This is a genomic window from Pseudomonas sp. 14A, assembly GCF_018132745.1.
In the GTDB taxonomy this organism is placed as follows: Bacteria; Pseudomonadota; Gammaproteobacteria; order Pseudomonadales; family Pseudomonadaceae; genus Aquipseudomonas; species Aquipseudomonas mercuritolerans.
In genome coordinates, this window is record NZ_JAGRQJ010000016.1 from 1 (window position 1) to 18,268 (window position 18,268).

10 protein-coding genes are annotated in these 18,268 nt (G+C 59.8%); 4 read left to right on the forward strand and 6 right to left on the reverse strand.

Features of this window, described 5'->3' with window-relative positions; all coding sequences use genetic code 11:
• Positions 1-970 precede the first annotated feature (970 nt).
• Entirely contained in the window at positions 971-4,108 is a 3,138-nt protein-coding gene (locus PS14A_RS19925) for a transglycosylase domain-containing protein (protein ID WP_212617054.1), read from the forward strand.
• A gap of 192 nt (positions 4,109-4,300) precedes the next feature.
• A complete protein-coding gene (locus PS14A_RS19930) occupies positions 4,301-9,418 on the forward strand; it encodes a DUF6543 domain-containing protein (RefSeq protein ID WP_212617055.1) in 5,118 nt (1,705 codons plus the stop codon).
• Between the two features lie 52 nt (positions 9,419-9,470).
• Here PS14A_RS19930 and PS14A_RS19935 read toward each other — a convergent pair whose 3' ends face one another.
• The 6 genes from PS14A_RS19935 to PS14A_RS19960 all read right to left on the reverse strand — a co-directional run bounded on the left by PS14A_RS19935 (position 9,471) and on the right by PS14A_RS19960 (position 16,394).
• A complete protein-coding gene (locus PS14A_RS19935; protein WP_212617139.1) occupies positions 9,471-10,649 on the reverse strand; it encodes a hypothetical protein in 1,179 nt (392 codons plus the stop codon).
• A 77-nt stretch (positions 10,650-10,726) separates the two neighbouring features.
• Positions 10,727-11,230 carry a CS1 type fimbrial major subunit gene (locus PS14A_RS19940; protein ID WP_178083615.1) on the reverse strand — a complete coding sequence of 168 codons (504 nt, stop codon included), beginning with the start codon at positions 11,228-11,230 and terminating at the stop codon, positions 10,727-10,729.
• A 33-nt stretch (positions 11,231-11,263) separates the two neighbouring features.
• A complete protein-coding gene (locus PS14A_RS19945) occupies positions 11,264-12,007 on the reverse strand; it encodes a molecular chaperone (RefSeq protein ID WP_212617056.1) in 744 nt (247 codons plus the stop codon).
• Positions 12,008-12,050: 43 nt separating this feature from the next.
• The gene (locus tag PS14A_RS19950) at positions 12,051-13,187 is read right to left on the reverse strand and encodes a hypothetical protein (protein ID WP_249121371.1); all 1,137 of its coding nucleotides are present in this window, start codon (positions 13,185-13,187) and stop codon (positions 12,051-12,053) included.
• An 86-nt stretch (positions 13,188-13,273) separates the two neighbouring features.
• Positions 13,274-15,796, reverse strand: coding sequence for a CS1-pili formation C-terminal domain-containing protein (locus tag PS14A_RS19955; protein ID WP_130909646.1), 2,523 nt, complete (start codon positions 15,794-15,796; stop codon positions 13,274-13,276).
• Between the two features lie 115 nt (positions 15,797-15,911).
• Complete coding sequence (locus tag PS14A_RS19960; protein WP_130909645.1) at positions 15,912-16,394, reverse strand: CS1 type fimbrial major subunit; 483 nt, start codon at positions 16,392-16,394, stop codon at positions 15,912-15,914.
• Between the two features lie 500 nt (positions 16,395-16,894).
• Between PS14A_RS19960 and PS14A_RS19965 the strand changes: the two genes are divergently transcribed.
• Positions 16,895-17,470, forward strand: a complete 576-nt coding sequence (locus tag PS14A_RS19965) for a PadR family transcriptional regulator (protein ID WP_130909644.1) — start codon at positions 16,895-16,897, stop codon at positions 17,468-17,470.
• Entirely contained in the window at positions 17,467-18,252 is a 786-nt protein-coding gene (locus PS14A_RS19970; RefSeq protein ID WP_212617057.1) for a siderophore-interacting protein, read from the forward strand. Before PS14A_RS19965 ends, PS14A_RS19970 begins: the two co-directional genes overlap by 4 nt.
• Positions 18,253-18,268: the final 16 nt, after the last annotated feature.

Consider the following 18,268-nt stretch of genomic DNA (forward strand, 5'->3'; position numbering starts at 1 on the left):
GGAGTCCATTGCTCGCACAGACACATCATGGGGATATGAACAGCATCCTTTGTGGCGAGGGGATTTATCCCCGCTCGGCTGCGCAGCAGTCGCAATTTCCATACACGCGCAGTACCTGTAGAAACCGTGCCAGCAGGTGTTGGGGCCGCTTCGCAGCCCAACGGGGATGAATCCCCTCGCCACAGGGAATCCCTGCATGACTGATAAATCTGCTAGTCACAGGGAGTCCATTGCTCGCACAGACACATCATGGGGATGTGAACAGCATCCTTTGTGGCGAGGGGATTTATCCCCGCTCGGCTGCGCAGCAGTCGCAACTCGCTGACACGCGGTGGGCCTGCATAAACCGTGTTGGCCGGTTTTGGGGCTGCTTCGCAGCCCAACGGGGATGAATCCCCTCGCCACGGGGAGTCCTCGCATGACGGATAAATCTGCTAGCCACCTGAATCCTTTCCTCACACAGACAACATGCCCCGATGTGAACAGCCTCTTTGTGGCGAGGGGATTTATCCCCGCTCGGCTGCGCAGCAGTCGCAACTCGCTGACACGCGGTGGGCCTGCATAAACCGTGTTGGCCGGTTTTGGGGCTGCTTCGCAGCCCAACGGGGATGAATCCCCTCGCCACGGGGAGTCCTCGCATGACGGATAAATCTGCTAGCCACCTGAATCCTTTCCTCACACAGACAACATGCCCCGATGTGAACAGCCTCTTTGTGGCGAGGGGATTTATCCCCGCTCGGCTGCGCAGCAGTCGCAACCTCCATACACGCGGTGTACCTGTAGAAACCGTGCCAGCAGCTTTTGGGGCCGCTTCGCAGCCCAACGGGGATGAATCCCCTCGCCACAGGGTGTGTTCCAGTTTTATTCAGGCAATCCGCATCCTCCGCTCTTCACATTTTTTTCACCGGCTCCAACCACCGTCTAAGCTTCAGACAAGTCCGATCAATCTGCGTGAATGGATCAGTCGACTATGGGCGCTTTGTGGCAAACCGATTCGAGTAAAACCGTGGTTCAGACTGAAAGTGTGAATGAAGCGCCTGTCCCTGAAAAACCCCGTCGCCAGCGGCACGGGTGGAAGGCTTTCTGGTTGCTGTTTTTGATCATTGCGGTGGTGGTGGGACTCGCCGCGTCCAAGGAAATGCGCACCTCGCGCTTCCAGGCCCGGGAGCTGAGCCAGTACGCCGCTTCGCTGACCTACAAGCTTGAACCCGGCCCCAGTGAAGCGATTCGTTATCCGGGCAACGGCCCGTTCGATCTGCGCCTGGGTTACAGCTCGCTCGATGAATTCCTGCCGCGCCTGCTCAAGCGCAATTATGTGATTACCGAGCAGACGCGCTTCTCCCCCGCCCTGCTCGGTTACACCGATAAAGGCCTGTTCGTGCCCTATTCGGAGAAGATCCAGGCCGGGCTGTCGATCACCGATTGCCGAGGCGCGCCGCTGTATCGATACAACTATCCGCAGCAACTGTATGCCGACTTCGCGGCGATTCCGCCGGTGGTGGTCAGCAGCCTGCTGTTCATCGAAAACCGCTTTCTCCTCGACCCGAAACAACCGCTGGCCAACCCGGCGGTGGACTGGCCGCGCTTCGGTATGGCGGCATGGTCGCAAGTGGCCAAGCTGCTGCGCCTGCCCGGGCAATCGGCCGGCGGCAGCACCCTGGCGACGCAACTGGAAAAGTATCGCCACTCGCCCGATGGCCTGACCGTGTCCGGCGCGGAGAAGATCCGCCAGATGATTTCCGCCAGCGTGCGCGCCTACCAGGATGGCCCAGAGACTCTAGGTTCGCGGCAGAACATCGTGCGTGACTATCTCAACAGCGTGCCGCTCTCGGCGGTACCTGGCCACGGTGAAGTGCACGGCATGGCCGAAGGTTTGCGGGTCTGGTACGGCAGCGATTTCAACAAGGCCAACGAGCAACTGAACAGCGCGAAGACCGACCCGCAGACCATGGCCGCCAAAGGCCTGGCCTTGCGCGAAATGCTCTCGCTGATGATCGCCCAGCGCCGCCCTTCGCATTACCTGACCAAGGGCCGCGAGGAACTGGCCAACCTTACCGACAGCCATCTGCGCCTGCTCAAGCAGAATGGCGTGATCGATAGCGCCCTCGCCGACGCTGCGCTGGCGAGCACCGTGACGTATCGCGACTGGCAGACCCAACCGACCATGCAGCCGATCGAAACCAACAAAGGCATCAGTGTCGCCCGCAGTCGTCTGGCGAGCATGCTCAATCGCCCGCTGTACGACCTCGATCGCCTCGACCTGTCGGCCACAAGCACCCTGCAGGGCGATCTGCAAACGCAGGCCACGGCTTATCTGAAAAAACTCGCCGACCCGGCCTATGCCGCAGAAATCGGGCTGCTCGGAGAACGCCTGCTGACGCCGACCAGCACCACGCAAGTACGCTACAGCTTCACCCTGTTCGAACTGACCCCGGACGGCTCGCGCGTACGCGTGCAGACCGACAGCACCGACCAGCCGTTCGACATCAACGAAGGCAGCAAGCTCGAACTCGGCTCGACGGCGAAAATGCGTGTGCTGACCACGTACCTGCAAATCGTCGCCGAGCTGCACGACAAATACGGCGCGATGAGCGGACCGCAACTGAAAAAAGTCGAAGTGCCGGATCAGGATCGCCTCAGCCGCTGGGTCATCGACTACCTGATCCAGAACAAGGACCACGACCTGTCGAAGCTGCTCGGCGCGGCGCTGGACCGCAAATATTCGGCGAGCCCCGGCGAGGCGTTTTTTACCGGCGGTGGGCTGCACACCTTTCACAACTTTCGCAAAGAGGACAACGGTCGCCTGCCGACCCTGCGCGATTCGTTGCGCGAGTCGATCAACCTGCCGTTCATTCGGCTGATGCGCGACATCGTCCGCTACACCACCTACTCAGGCCCCAACGCCGAATTGCTCAAGGATGATCGCGATCCGCGCCGTCAGGAGTATCTGGCCAGTTTCGCTGACCGCGAAGGCACCTCGTTCCTGCTCAAGTTCTGGAAGAAGTACCGCAACAAGGATACCCAGGCGCGTCTCGATACCTTCCTCGACAGCATGCGCCCGACGCCTATTCGCATGGCCGCCGTGCATCGCTATCTGTTGCCCGAGGCAAGCCAGGAAGACTTCAACCGCTTCGTGCGCTCGCACCTCAAGGGCACCAAACTCAACGAAAAACTCACAGACGACCGTTTGATCCGCCTCTACGATTCCTATGGCCCCGGCAGTTACGATTTGCCCGACCAGGGCTTCATCGCCAAGGTCCATCCGCTGGACCTGTGGATGATCGGCTACCTGCTGCATCACCCGGAAGCAACCTTCAGCGAGATCGTCAAGGCCAGCCATTTCGAGCGCCAGGAAGTCTACAGCTGGCTGTTCAAGAGTCGCCACAAGGGAGCGCGCGACAGCCGTATCCGCACCATGCTCGAGATCGAAGCCTTCCTCGACATTCATCAGCGCTGGCAGAAAGTCGGGTACCCGTTCGATCACCTGGTGCCGTCACTGGCCACCGCCATCGGCAGCTCCGGTGACCGCCCCGCCGCGCTTGCCGAACTGATCGGCACCATCCTCAATGACGGCGTGCGCATGCCGACGCTGCGCATCGACAGCCTGCACTTCGCTGCCGGTACACCCTATGAAACCAGGCTGATCAACGACCCGCACGTGGGCAAACGGGTGATGCCGGTGGAAGTGGCCCGGGCCATGCGCGAGGCGCTGTCGCAAGTGGTCGATGCCGGCACCGCCAAACGCCTGTCGGGCAGTTTCAAATTGCCCGACGGCACACCCCTGGCCATGGGCGGCAAAACCGGCACCGGCGACAACCGCATCGCGGCGATCGGTTCCGGCGGGCGGATCATCAGTTCGAAGTCGATCAACCGCACGGCGACATTTGTGTTCTACATCGGCGATCACCATTTCGGCACCCTCACCGCGTTCGTGCCCGGGCGCTCGGCGGAGAACTTCAAGTTCACCTCGGCCCTGCCCACACAAGTGCTCAAGGGCATGGCGCCGATTCTCACGCCGTATCTGCAACCGGGCAGCGATTCGCAGTGCCGACCGGTGCAAACCGCCAGCGTGGCCATGGCCGAGAACGCGATGCCCGAGCTCAAGTAACCAATCGTTTCAGGCGGCGTACGGCTCAGGGTGCCGTTTTCCATCAGCGCCGGGTGGTACTGATGTATTTTTTCCATTCGATTTTTGGTCGGATCCGACGTCAACCGCGGCGATAGCTCCCGATCTTTGAACTTTTGTTTTGCTCATGCGGCAGTAGGCTGAATACTCCCCAACAATCAAGGATGATTGGCCATGCCTACTGCTTCCCTGCCCGCCGAACCAACGGACAAAGGGCAACACTACGAGTTCATCAAATCTGCCGTCAGCGAACCGTTCAAAAACGCCACCGTCAGTCGGGGCCAAGCCCTGGCGGCAACACCTCTTAACGTCGAGCCCTGGTACACGAACGTGGGCGCAGGCTCGATGGAGAAGCTTGCTGCCGCCAACCTCAAGGCCTGGACATCACAGAACAGCGTCGATCATGCACTGGCGAAAACCGACCTCTACGCATTTGCCGAGCCGTTGTTGAAAGCGCTGATCAAACAACGCCACGGCATCGAGCCGGATGTGCGCAATACGTACCTTCTTCTGTATCAATCAAAAAAGCTGCCCTGGTACACGATCAATATTTCCGAAGGCACCACTGGTCGGACCGTGTCGTTGCTGGATGCTGCCCTGCACAATTTTGCCAGCCATGAACAAGTCGAACAGGGTTCGGCGTATATCAGCAAACCCGATGCCCGAGGACTTTTCGATGTGCTGCCCATCGCCAACAAGATGTCCATCGCCCGGTTCCAGACGTTATGCCGCGATCTGGACCTCGGTGGACAGTACAAAACCCATCTCGAGCAATTGCTGTTGCCCACCGAGCCGCTCGCGCAAGGTGTTCTGCAAGCACGGGTGCTGGCCGCCCAAAAAGATGCCCTCGCCGCTGCCGCGCTGATGGCCATGCTCAGGCAGGACATTCAGTACGATGCTTACGAGATGATTCTGAAGCTGATCGATGGCGATTCGCGGGCGTTGCTCGATGGTATCCCGATTCGCTGCTGCGACCTGTCCATGCTTGAAACGCCATTGACCGGCGTACTGTTGATGGTGCACGGCGCTCGTGCCTCCCTGGGTCAGCGAAGGCTTATCGTCTACGTTCCGCATGACCCTGATCATCCGCTCAAGGACTACGACTCGCTGGGTGCCTTCAGGGACGAGTTGACCCGCCAATTGCGTGAAGACCGCTACAGTCACGCAACCCGGCAGACCTACCGGCAATTCTTCAGCCAGTTCGTCGACCAACAGCAGCGCGGGCATTTCTTTGCGTTGCTCGAGCAACGCCTGTTCACTATCAGCTATCACCCGCGAACGGCCCCGAACGATCAGCGCCCACCCTGGCGCAAAACGCCTGTTGCCAAGCCCAGGCTGCAATTCAATCATCTGCCGGTGCGAGGCAATTACTGGCGCCATGCGTACGAGCAAAAGCTCAACAAAATCCTCAATGACGCCAGGGAAGTTGCCGTGTCCACGGCGGCGGCCGACAGCAAGGCGCGCTGGGAATGGTGGGAAAATTTCAAGAAAATCGTCTCGGACATCTTCAATGTTGCGCTGTTGATCGCCACCCCGTTCGTGCCCGGGCTTGGCGAGTTGATGATGGCCTACACCGCTTATCAATTGACCACCGAAGTCATCGAGGGCGTTGTCGATCTCGCCGAAGGCCTGTGGCAGGAAGCGGCGGACCATGTCATTGGCGTGGTCACCAGCGTCATCGAACTGGCTGCGTTCGGCGCCGCAGGGCAAATCGGCAGCGCCTTCAAAATCAAGCTGTCGCCGCTGGTCGAAGGCACGCGGCCGGTCGAGTTGCCGGATGGCAGACCGAGCCTGTGGCATCGCGATCTGAGCCCGTATGCGCGCAACGACCTGGCCCTGGAGCCGCAATCCAGACCCGATCGACACGGCCTGCATCAGCATCCGAGCGGAAAGGTCCTGCCGCTGGAAGGCAAGCTGTATGTCGTTGACAAGGCGTCGACCGACCCGGCTGTCAACACGCACCGCATCCAGCACCCGCGCCGTGCCAATGCTTATCAGCCGCAGGTCGAACACAATGGTCATGGCGCGTGGGTGCACGAAGCGGAGAACCCACTGGACTGGCCGGACGCCAGACTGATGCCCCGCCTGGGTCACAGCGTCGACAATTTCACGCCGACGCAACTGGAACAGATTCAGCGCACCAGCGGCACCTCCCACGGCGAACTGCGGCGCATGCATCTGGACAACAATCCGCCACCGCCATTGCTGGCCGATACGGTCAAACGCTTCAGCGCTCGAGAGCAGGTGCGAAACGCCACAGCGAGCATACGCAACGGTCAGGCAATTGACGCCGACTCGGTGTGGCTGGAGCCGATACTGACCAGCCTGCCGGGCTGGCCACCGGCGCGCGCACTGGAAGTATTCGCCAACCAGGAGCTGACCGGTTACTCGCGCAAATACGGCAACCCGCTTGCCCAGCAGAGCGACACCCTGCGCATCAGCCTCGCCGACCTCAACGCCGGTGAGTTGCCGGAACGGGTCACGGCTTTTCTACGCGAGGAGGAACTGAACAGTCTGCTGGGGCCAATGCTCACCCCGGAACAACGCGTGCCAGCGTTGCGCAATCAACTCGCGGACGCGGTCAAAAAACGCCGCAACGACGTAGCCCGGCATGTTTATCAGGCGGGCGAGCGCGGCACGAGCGATGAGCTGCGCACGGTCAAACAGGTGTTTCCCGAACTGCCGCTGCCGCTGGCAGAAAAAGTCGTGGCCCGTGCCCGTCCTGCCGAGCTGCAGACAATCCGTGAGGAGCACCGCTTGCCGCTGCGCTTGAAAACCGAGGCCCGTGAACTGGATTTCGAGGCCTCGACCAGCCGCGCTTATGAGGGCTTTTATGGCGACGGGCCGACGACGGCGCAAAGCGAACGCTTGGCACTCAACACCTTGAAAATCAATAGCGACAGTTTTGCCGATCTGCATATCGAGGTGCGTGACGGCAGCCCTGAAGGACCACTGCGCTGCAGTGCCGGACCGCAAGACGCGACAAACGTGCGGCGCCTGATCCGCGATGAGAAGGGCCGCTACGAAGTACTCGACGTTGACGGCCGCAGCGTCCACGCCAACGCTGATTTCTACGAATCGCTGCTGCAGGCGCTGCCGGACGAAGCCCTGGCGAGCATCGAACTTCGGCGCGGCCAGGGCGAGGGCTTCAAGCTATGGATCATGGACCGTTGCGCACTGCCGAGCGAACGGCGTATCGCGCTGGCCGAGCCGCCCATCCGCCCGGTAATACCCCATGAAACCGAACGATTGGTGCGTGGCTGGCCACGTTTCCTTGGTAGCCCGACACCGGAGCAACGAATCAGTGAACTCTACCCGTTGATGAACGAGAGGGAGGTCACTGCGTTTGTCGAAACACTCACGCGCCGAGGCAAACACCTGGAAGCTATCGACCAACTCGAAAGCGAACGCAACCAATTACAGAGCGAGCTGCGTAACTGGCGTGACGGCTACAGCGAACGCGACGGCGAAACAGGGCACCCTCATCTGTCAATAGAATTCCAGCGCGAAGGTGGGCAGTTTATTCTGGATCGGTTGACCGAATGTTTTGATCGAAACAGCGAGATTTTCGGTGAGCGCAGCGTCCACCCCGACCAGGGCTACACCCTGGATCTGTCGTCCGACCTTCAAAATCACAAGCTGGAAAACTGGTGGAATGACCTGCGCAGACGTCCAAAAATGAAGCCCTATTTCGATCGCATTACCGCACTGAAAATCGATCGGGCAAGGCTGCCGCCAGACCCCAGCATCCTGCTTAGCACCTTCCCCAATTTGCGCCAGTTGAGTGCGCGCCAATGCGAGCTCAAGGAGCTGCCTTCGATTCTTGGGCTGATGCGACAAATGGAACAACTCGATCTGGCCGACAACGCTATCCGGCTGACCACCGAGTCGCGCCAGGACCTGGGCGCGCTGGACCGACTGCGCACCCTCAATCTGAACGGCAACCGCCTGCAAATACCGCCTGACGTCAGCCGGATGGATCATTTGACGAACTTGCATCTGCGAGATACCCGTCTCAAGGCCTGGCCCGAAGGGTTGTTCGAAGTTGGCAGCACGCCGAAACAACGACCGCGCAGCTTCACGCTGGACATGCGCGGAACCAACGTCGACACGTTGCCGGAAGTCGCCGCCAAGTCCGATCAGGAGTTAATTCTGAGCCGGTCACGCCTGGACCCGTCATCGCTCACGCCCGACGACCGCATTCGCTACGGCAAATACCGTGAGTCCGCAGGTTTCAGTGCCGTACAGGATTACCTGCCGGCCGCCAGCGACGAGCTCCTCCATTGGAAGACATTTCCGCGAAATTCCATCGACTTCAGCCCGTCAGGTTCACTGAGCAGGTACCGCGAGGAGTCGTGGCACGATCTGATGGCCGAGCCCGATTCCGCTGGTTTTTTCAGCGTGATCCGCAAACAGCGCGAAAGCGCCGATTACCACACGGATGAAGGACGCCGGCGCCTGACCCAGCGCGTCTGGGAAATGGTCGACGCGGCCGCTGTCGACGCCAAATTGCGCGAGGCCCTGTTCAAGCAGATCGTCTCCCCCGAGGACCGCGGTGATCTGGGCGCGCAATTGTTCAACTCGCTGGGAATGAAAGTGCTGGTTTCAAAGGCCTACACGGAGTCGACCTCACCGGCCATGCTGGAGGACAGGCTCGTACGCCTGGCCCGTGGTGCGGCTCGTCTGAACAAAGTGGCCGATGAAGCCGCTTTCGAATACAAGACCCAGGAGGCGTTGAACGCCAGCGACCCGAAGAATCTGGCGCCCGACGAAGTCGAGGTTCACATGGTGTACGAGACTGCTCTGGCGGGACGGCTGCAGTTGCCATGGCAGTCGGACCAGATGCTGTACCGCCCGCGTTCCGGCGTTACCGTGGAAAAGGTCGACGCGAGTTACGCAAGAATCATCCAGGGTGAACAAGGCGATGGCTTGGTCAACGCCATGCTCGATCTGGACTCGGACAACTTTTGGGCTGACCACCTGCGCAAGACGTACCCGGAACTCTACGAACTCAATGATCGGACTTTCGAGCCCATGGAAGGCCTGCTCGATGAGCTGCGCGAGGCCAAAGCCGAATGGGCTGACCCGAACGGGCAAGCCAATCCGCATACACTTGCCGCAAAGATGCAGAAACTCGCCGATCAGCTGGACATTGCCGATGAACCCGGGCTGTTCGACGAAGTCCCGATGAGCCAGCAACGTTACCAGGAACTTTTGAACGGAATCGGCTACAAGCGCAACGAGCTGTCACGCCGCCTGACCCGCGAAGCGATGGCCAGAGCCGCCCTGTAAAACCGCACATATCCGACCGACCAGCCTTCGAAGGCTGGCCGGTCTGATCCATCTAGTCCACCTCTGAATCCCAGATCACCGTGATATTGCCTCTGAAGGGTCGGCCTTTGGCATTGATGATCAACCAGTTGGTGGACGTCGGCCCTACTTCGAAATGCAGCGTTCCCGGCTTGCGATCCAGATAAATGCCCGGTTGAAACGCGGCACTGGCCTGGCGTTTGAGCGGGTACCGATTGACCGGTTGACCGGTACTATCGGTCAGGCCGCTGGGCAGACTGACACTGACGTCTACCGCGCCGGCGTAACCCGACTCGCGGTCGACGATGCCGCAGCCGGAGCCAAACCCAAGGTCGTGCTCACACTCGATACTCATGCTGAATCTGGACGACGCGGAAATCAGGAAGGTCTGATCGCGAAACAGCCGCACAGGCTTGCGACCGCTGTCCAGCCATGACTGCCATCCACCCTGGGGTTGCAGCACAACCTGATTGCCGCCAGGCGGAATGTCGACTTTGAGGGTGTGCTGTACGTCGAGTACGAAATCCAGCGTGACGCGATCATCGTCCGGCTGAAATTGCGATCCGAAGCTGAAATCGCCACTGGGCCCCATGCTGTAGGTCAATGAACCGGTATACAGGCCCGAAGACATACCCAGGGGATTGGGCGTGCGCAATTCGTAAGCGAAGTCGAGGGTGTCGAAATACATCGACGGAATGGTGGCCGTGGTCGCCTTGGTACACAGCGCTTCGACAGGCGTTTTCCAGAAAAACCGGTAACTGTTCGGCGAGAAGAAACCGACACCGCTGTAGCGGCAGGGCGAGGGTGCGTACACCCAACTGCTGCCGCTCCACAGCAATTGATGGCCACGCAGCACGTCGCTCACACCAACCAGCTCGTGTGCCGGCTGACTCAGGACATACGTGGAGCCGATGCCGGTAATACGCACCTCAACGGTTTCGGTCTCCATCGTTTCGGCGTTGGTCACGGTCAATCGGCGCCAGTTGGCCGGCACCTTTATGCCCACATCCCAGCCAGGCGGGAGACTGGACTTTGAGTCGAATCGAACCGGCAACTGAATACTGAACACCGAGTTTTCCGCACATTGACCGGGATAACTCGCGCAATAACCGCTATTCGGAGTCTTGTTCACGAACACGTTCTTGCTCGGTTGCGCAGGGTCGGGTTGAAACAGCGCGCGGATCTCCTGGTTCACCGCCTGCGCCTGCCCCATGCTCAACGCAAGCGTCAGGCCCAAACCGTAAATCGCAGGCCTTGACAGCGGTTTGATCGGTTTTGCAGTCATGTTCATTACTCAGCGCCTGGCGTACTGGCACTGAACATCAGCAGTACGTTGCCGTAATAGTTCCCTGAACGGTATCCGCCTACGGGCTCGACCGGCTCGATCTTCAGCGCGACGCGCTTGCCGGCGGCGGCCTCCTCCCGGGAGAGCACTTGTCGCGGAAGGACGTGAGAGCTCAACTCCACATTGTTGAACGTGACCCGCAATTGGATAATCTCTCCCGGCCTGCCGTTTTCCAGAAAAGGATCAAGCAGCAGGCGGGCATCAATGGCGCTGCTGTCATGGCGTGCATCGAAATTCTTCTCCAGGCTGCCCAGCGTGGCTTTCGGATAATCCCAGAACAGTTGCTGGGGCCGGTGAATCCAGTCCGGCTCTGCTGGAATCACATAGAACGGGCGGCTGGGAATGGTCAGCGACACTTCGAAGGTGTGCTCTTCTCGCGCTCCCCAGGCCTCGCTGCCGCTCAGGCTGGCGGCGGCCAGCAGCACGAGCGCGGTAGATTGCTTGATCATTTTGGTTACCCGGTGCGTCATTGGAAAACCGTGTTAGCGGCTGGCGATCTTCATGGTCTTTTTGGCGTTGCCTTCAATCAGGAAGAAGCGGTACTCGCGACCCTTCTCCTTGTCGAAGGCGAACGTCTTGCCAGCCAGAACGTGATGTTTGGTGGTCGCCCCGCAGTCGCTTTCCTTGCTCAGCGAGCAGCTTTTGAACTCGTCGACGATGACCACGGTGTTGCCGTTGTTGCGCAGTTCGTAGCGGTTCTCGGTGTCATTGACTGCCGTGTCGAAACGCGCATCCCTGGGCCGCACGAAGAAGATCGTGCCGAACCCGGTCATGACGTTGACGCCCGCCGAGAGTGATTTCCTGTATTCGTCGCGCTCTTCGCCGCTGACCACGAAGTCGTCTTCCTTTTCCGGTACCACCGGTACGAAGCGCACGCGAAAATAACGCTCTTTATCGCGAGCGCCCATGTACAGCAGACGCGTGCCCTGCATGCCCTGCGCCGGCACGATCAGCCGTGCCGGGCTGGCCATCAGGCCGTTTCGCGAGGCGCCATCGGCAGCGTTCACCACCGGAATTTCCTGCGGCGTACCGTCGGCGCCGTAAACGATTTCCAGGACATTGATCTTGACGAACGCCGTGGCGTCGCCGCTGTTGAAGACCCGTTTGAGATAGGTGCTTTTATCGGCATCGAGATAGTCGTACACCGTGCCGACATTGATCTGCGGCCCGGCCTGCGCCGTCAGGCAAAACAAGCTGAGCAGGCTCAGCAGCAAACTGCGATTCATTGTTTCAACTCCACTGGATTGGAAAAGGCCCTGTCTGACGTGCTCATACATCCGAATCCCATATAACGGTCACGTTGCCGCGCAGCCTGTCGGCGACGCCGGGTCTGAGCAGAAAATCGATGGCGAATGGGGTCATGTCGAAATGCAGAGTGCCGGGCTTGCGGTCGACATACAGACCTGGCTGGAACGGACCGGCCCACGTGTTGAAGTTCAAACGATGACGGGTGACCGTCTGGCCGGGACTGCCAGGACCACTGATGCCGGGAGGCAACGACATCCAGACCTGGATATCTGTGGTGTTGCCCTCAGCACTGCCCAATCTGCACGTGTTCCCTCCGGGAGAGTTGCACAGCATCATGACCTTGAAGCGCGACGACGCTGAGATGTAGAACAGCTGATCGCGAAAAACCTGCGTCGGTTTGCGCCCACTGTCCAGCCAGGACGCCCAGCCGCCCGCCGGCTCCAGGGTTACGTTGTTGGCGCCAGGCGGAAGATCGATCTTCAGGGTGTGCTGTACGTCGAGTACGAAGTCGAGATTGAGGCTGGCATCGTCCGGGCGCAGCACCGAGCCGAAATCGAAGTCGCCAGCGGGTCCGATGCTGTAGGACATCGAACCGGTATACAAACCTGAAGACATGTTCAGCGGATTCGGCGTACGCAACTCGTAGGCAAAATCCAGAGTTTCGAACGATATGGTCGGAATCATGAACGCCGTATATTTGGTGCAGCGCGCTTCTACCGGTGTTTTCCAGAAAAAACCGTAGTGGCTGGGACCGTAGGGCAGATTTCCGCTGAAGAGGCAAGGCGCGGCGGCGTTCACCCAACTGCTGGTTGTCCACAGCGCACGGTGTCCTTCGAGGTCATCGTCAGCCCCCGTCAGTTCTTTGGCCGGTTGACTCAGGCGATAGGTGGATCCGATACCGGTAATGCGGATTTCGACAGTCTCCACCTCCTGGGTATCGGCATTGGTCACCGTCAGCCGCCGCCAATTGGCAGGTGCCTTCACCGGTATGCCCTCGCCAGGCAGGAGAAAACGACTGGCGTTGAAATTCACCGGCACGCGAATGCTGAACATGACATTTTCCGCGCACTGGTTCGGGTAATTCGCGCAGTAACCACTGTTCGGCGTTTTGTTGACGAATACGTTTTTCGTCGGCTGGGCGGGATCCGGGCGAAACATTGCGCGAATTTCCTGACTCGCGCCGTGAGCGGTGGATATCCCCAACGCCAGTGCCAGTGCGCAACCCTGTGCTAAAAGCTTCATCATCAGCCCGCCTTCTGTGCAGTGGAGGTAACGTCCGCCAGGGTGTCCGGCGTGCAGCGCAGATCGCCGATCATCAACACGTTGTTTTCGCTGCGATGGTCGGCCTCGTTGAGGCGGAACTGGCACAGCAGTTGGTTGCCCTGACGCACTTCCAGGGTCGGCGAGCCGGCATTCATTTCCATCGAGAAGAAGCCGTCGACTTCGGTCACGCCCCGGCTGGCATGGTTGATCACGTGGTGGCCCTTGAGGGGCTGCCCGCGTCCATCGACCAGGCGACCGAGCACGGTCAGGGTTTTCATCACGCGAATCTTGCGGTACTCGACCCCGCCCTTGTTCAGGTGATAGCGAGTGCGCGCCGGTTCGATGGTGGCAGCCGGGACGGCGTTGCCTTCGAAATCGAAACTCACCGAGCTGTTCTGGTAGGCGGTGATCGGAATGAAATTGCGCCCCGGTTTCAACGCCGTGCCGCTGCCGCTGTAATCGTCGGCACGCAGGACGATGTCCTCGATATCCGACTCCACATCAACGATCATCCCGGCGCCGCGCACTTCGCTCTGGCTGGTCATGAGCATTTGCTCACCGCCAACCACCAGGGTGCTGTCAACGTTTAGGCCGCCGGTGAAATTGCCGTTGTACGACGAACGCTGGATGAAGCCGTCGCCGTTGATCGAGTCGGTGCGGAAGTTGGCCAGGCTGGAAACACCCAGGCCATAGGTGTCGGTCAGCGCGGTCACCGACACGCTCTGCAGCACGTGATCCTTCAGTTCCTTGCGCCAGCCGAGCGAGGCATTGTTGTCGCGTTTGCCATCGCGAGCGGTGCGTGAACCGATGCTGCCGGTGAGTTGTTGGCCAGGCGCGCCGAGTGCCAGGTTGATGCTCAGATCGACGCCGCGGTTGCGCGCATCGCCGCTGCTGTAACTGCCGGGCCGATCGAAAATCGACAGACGCCAGCTGGCATCGCTGCCCAACAGCACGGTGCGCTGGGTCCAGCCCAGATCGACGCCCATACCTTCGACATTGCCTTCGCTGTGCGAGACCCGAGCGTTGAGCGAACTCTTGCTGCTCACGCGGTGGTTGAGCGCCAGCGATGAATTGCTGGTCTGGCCAACGAAGACGTTACGCGGACGAATACGAGTGCCGTCAGGCAATGTGTCATAGGTGTTGGTGGTGTCGAGCCAGCTGCGGTTGTGGCTGATCACCAGACTGCCCGAGCCATAGTTGTAAAGGCTTTGCAGATCCAGACCGGTGCCGTAGTCCTCGGTCTTGTAGACGTTGGCGTACAGGCTGAGGTGGTTGGCCAGGGTCCAGTCAATCGACGTGCCGTACTGCAGTTTTTCGCGGATCTGGCGCGCCGAAGCGCCGATAATCACCCGCGGGTGCAGCAGATAGTTCACCGCCGCGCCGGCGGTGGGACTGCCGCTCGACTGCGTGTCCCAGTTGCTCAGCAGTTTGCTTTCTTCGCCGGCGAACAGGTTATAGCGCCAGCGCTCGTCGAGGTTGCGCCAGTTGTTGGGCTTGTACACCAACTCCTGAGTCGTCGAGGTGATCTGGCCGTCTTCGATCAGGCGCACCTCCACTTCATAGATGCCGCCGGGCAAAGGTCGAGTGTCGAGCGTCTGCAACCCGGCCGGCACCGATTGCGTATTGATCAGCAGACCGTCGCGCCAGATCTCCACCGACCCCTGACGATTGGCCGTTACATAGATCGGGTAGACGCTGGGCATCGGGCTGTTGATGGCGAGGCTGTCGGAGCTGCCGTACATGACACCGACTGCCGTATCGGGGCTGGTACCAAACGTACGCGGCTGACGCGTCAGTCCTTCGGAATTGGGGGTGAAATAGCCCAGGCGGAAGAAACTGCCTTGCAGTTCGCGCTGGGTGTGCAGCTCGTGCACGGCGTGGTACAGCTTATCGTCGGGGCCGCCGAGCCGGGCAACTTGCAGGTTGAGCGTCTGGCTCCAGTTGCCCAGGCTGGAACTGGCTTCCAGGCCAAAACGTCCACCCAGGTCCTGATCCTGACCACCGTTGAGATTGAGCTGGTTGCGCACCATCAGGCCGCTGCTGCCCCCGCTCGGCTGTTCGTAATAACGCTTGGCCGCTACGTCGCGTTCGGCGTTTTCGGTGGCGATCGAGACCAGCGAGTTCTCCAGGTTGTAATGCACCGCCAGAAACTGGTCCGGGCACGAGCCGCTGCACGCCCCCAGAGGCACGCCGGGCTTGAAAAAACTCGCCCATTTTTCCCGCTCGGCAGGGCCGAAGCGGTTTTCGCTGGTGTCGGTGAATTCGAGAAGCGTAATGCGATCATCGCGAGACAAGACCACCATGGCCTCACCCAGCGGCTGCTGATCGACTTCGACCCGCACCGCCAGCGGTACATCGAAGAAATGCTCCTCGAAATCCGCGGGCAAACCTTTTGCCTGCGCCAGCAGACTGCGTGGTGTGGTACCGGCGGTGTTGGATGCGACGGCTGCGCTGGCACAAAACAACAGCGCAAGCGCAGCCGCGATGGGGGTCATCGGGAACATGAACTTGTACTCAGATTTTTTCTAACGAAGGAAAATCCGGCGGGGCGGACACGGGTGTACGCCCCACTGGTCAGTGTTCTGCATGAACGAGAACACTTAGCGCCTGATCATGGGATCAAGGTGCTGGCGGAACGGCGTCGAAGATCATCGCCACGGAACCGGTGTAATCACCTGGCTGGAAGCTGTTGCCCTTGGCGGAGATTTTCAGCGGTGCGCGGTAGTTGACGTCAGACTCGGCTTCACCCACGACCAATTGCGGAGTCAGTGTCAGTTCCTTGTTATTGAGCATTACTTGCAGGTCGATCGAACTGCTGCCGGAAACCAGTTTCGGCTGGCTTTCGAGGCTGGCATGAACCGAGCCATTGTTATTGCGCACATCGAAGAAACCATTGACTTCGGCCATTTTTCCGGTGCTTGGCTGATAGCTCATGTCCTGGTCCTTGTTGACCAGATCCGGGTCGGTCGGTACGACATAGAAACCATTGGTTGGCACGTGAGCGATCAGACTGATGGAGTGCGACGCTTCGCCCGCAGCGAAGGCGGTCGAGGACATTGCCAGAAGAGCCAGTGGAGCAGCGATTGCGATTTTCTTGAACATCGTTCAGTACCTGTTTGCTTTATATAGGGGGGGTGTCATTGAAAGTTCACAAACGCTTTTGCTCATCGACCGCCGGAGCAACTTGAACTTTCAATGGCGGGCATCATCGACTGTTGCCTCTGGAATGTAAGCAGGCAACTTCCGACAAACTCGTAGTTAAACAACCCCACACCCCGCCAGAAAAAAGAACAAAAAACAGATACTTGCAACATTCACTGTAAGTTGCGCCCTACACACAGTTACAGGCAAAAAACCATACAGCAACTTAGCCGCTTTAAAGCGGCAACTTGCGAGGAATTAGAATATATACTCAACTACAACTAGAGCGATAACTTTAACTTTAAGGTCACCGCTTTGATTTCTGCATGAAAAAGCGTTTTCCGGCTATTTTTTGCCTTCACCGCTCGTCCGCCCAAGCCGAAGCGAGGTCAAAAACGTCTTGCGCAGGCCTTAAGATATATCTTAAGTTGTATCTAAATACGACGAGAGAGAAAGCATAAGTGAGAGACCATCATTCCCCACACCGCGAGCACGGCGATGGCCGCGACGGCTTCGAGAAACGCCCCGGTCGCGAACGCGGCGGCCGTGGCCCGCGCGTCTTCGCCCCCGGCGACCTGAAATTGCTGTTGCTGGCGCTGATCGCCGAGCAGCCGTGCCACGGCTACGACCTGATCCGGCAGATCGAAGGCATGTTCGACGGCGCTTACAGCCCCAGCCCCGGGGTGATCTACCCGACCCTGACCTTTCTGGAAGAGAGCGATCTGATCGCCGGTGATGCCGAGGCCGGCAAAAAACGTTACAGCGTGACCGACGCCGGTCGTCTGTCTTTAAGTGAACAGGCGGTGGCGCTCGACGGCGTACGCATGCGCATCGACGTCAGCAAGCGCTCGCTGCGCGGCCATGATCGTCCGGCGGAAATCCACGAAGCCGTGCATAACCTGCGCCATGCCTTGCAGCTGCACCACGGCCGCTGGAGCGCCGAAGAAATCCTGCGGGTGCGCGACCTGCTCAACGACACCGCCAAAGCCATCGTCGACGGCCCTGCCGTTCAACCTGCCTCGGAGAAAGCCGAATGACTGCAGTCGATACTCAAACCATTCACCGCGTGATGCACGAAATCAAACGGCGCAAACTTGAAGTGCTGCGCGTCACCGACCTGACCCCGCGCATGCGCCGCATCACCCTTGGCGGGCCGGAACTGGCCGGGTTCATCAGCCTCGGGACGGACGATCACGTCAAACTGCTGTTCCCACAGAATGCCGAACAGGCCGCCGCGCTGGAAACTCTGCAACTCGGCGCCAGCAAGGACAACGGCCCGCTGCCGCAGATGCGCGACTACACCCCGCGTCGTTACGACCTGGAAAAAATGGAGCTGGACATCGATTTCGTCCTGCACGGCGACGGCCCTGCCTCGACCTGGGCGGAGCAGGCGCAACCGGGGCAGTTCCTGCATATCGGCGGGCCGCGCGGTTCGATGATCGTGCCGGACATCTTCGACAGCTACCTGCTGATCGGCGACGAAACCGCCCTCCCCGCCATCGCCCGCCGCCTCGAAAACCTCGCGGCGAATCGCAAGGCGCTGGTGGTGATCGAAGTGGAAAACGGTGCCGAGCAGCAAGTGCTGGAGAGCGCGGCGCAGTTCAATGTGATCTGGGTGCTGCGCGAAGGTGGCAGGGACAATCTGCTGACTACCGTCAAGCAACTGCAAGTGCCCAAGGGCAATCTGTACGCCTGGGTGGCGACCGAAACCAAGGTCTCGCGGCAGATCCGCCGGGTGCTGATCGATGAGCATGGGCTCGACGAACAGTTCATCAAGGCGGTTGGCTACTGGCGGGCGGAAGGCTCTGACGAGGAGTGATTTTCCTCTGACCACA

Coding starts and splice junctions, on each gene's coding strand:
- PS14A_RS19925 (WP_212617054.1), top strand. CDS start 971: ATGGGCGCTTTGTGGCAAACCGATTCGAGTAAAACCGTGGTTCAGACT.
- PS14A_RS19930 (WP_212617055.1), top strand. CDS start 4,301: ATGCCTACTGCTTCCCTGCCCGCCGAACCAACGGACAAAGGGCAACAC.
- PS14A_RS19940 (WP_178083615.1), bottom strand. CDS start 11,230: ATGATCAAGCAATCTACCGCGCTCGTGCTGCTGGCCGCCGCCAGCCTG.
- PS14A_RS19960 (WP_130909645.1), bottom strand. CDS start 16,394: ATGTTCAAGAAAATCGCAATCGCTGCTCCACTGGCTCTTCTGGCAATG.
- PS14A_RS19970 (WP_212617057.1), top strand. CDS start 17,467: ATGACTGCAGTCGATACTCAAACCATTCACCGCGTGATGCACGAAATC.
- PS14A_RS19935 (WP_212617139.1), bottom strand. CDS start 10,649: ATGGGGCAGGCGCAGGCGGTGAACCAGGAGATCCGCGCGCTGTTTCAA.
- PS14A_RS19950 (WP_249121371.1), bottom strand. CDS start 13,187: ATGTTTCGCCCGGATCCCGCCCAGCCGACGAAAAACGTATTCGTCAAC.
- PS14A_RS19945 (WP_212617056.1), bottom strand. CDS start 12,007: ATGAATCGCAGTTTGCTGCTGAGCCTGCTCAGCTTGTTTTGCCTGACG.
- PS14A_RS19955 (WP_130909646.1), bottom strand. CDS start 15,796: ATGTTCCCGATGACCCCCATCGCGGCTGCGCTTGCGCTGTTGTTTTGT.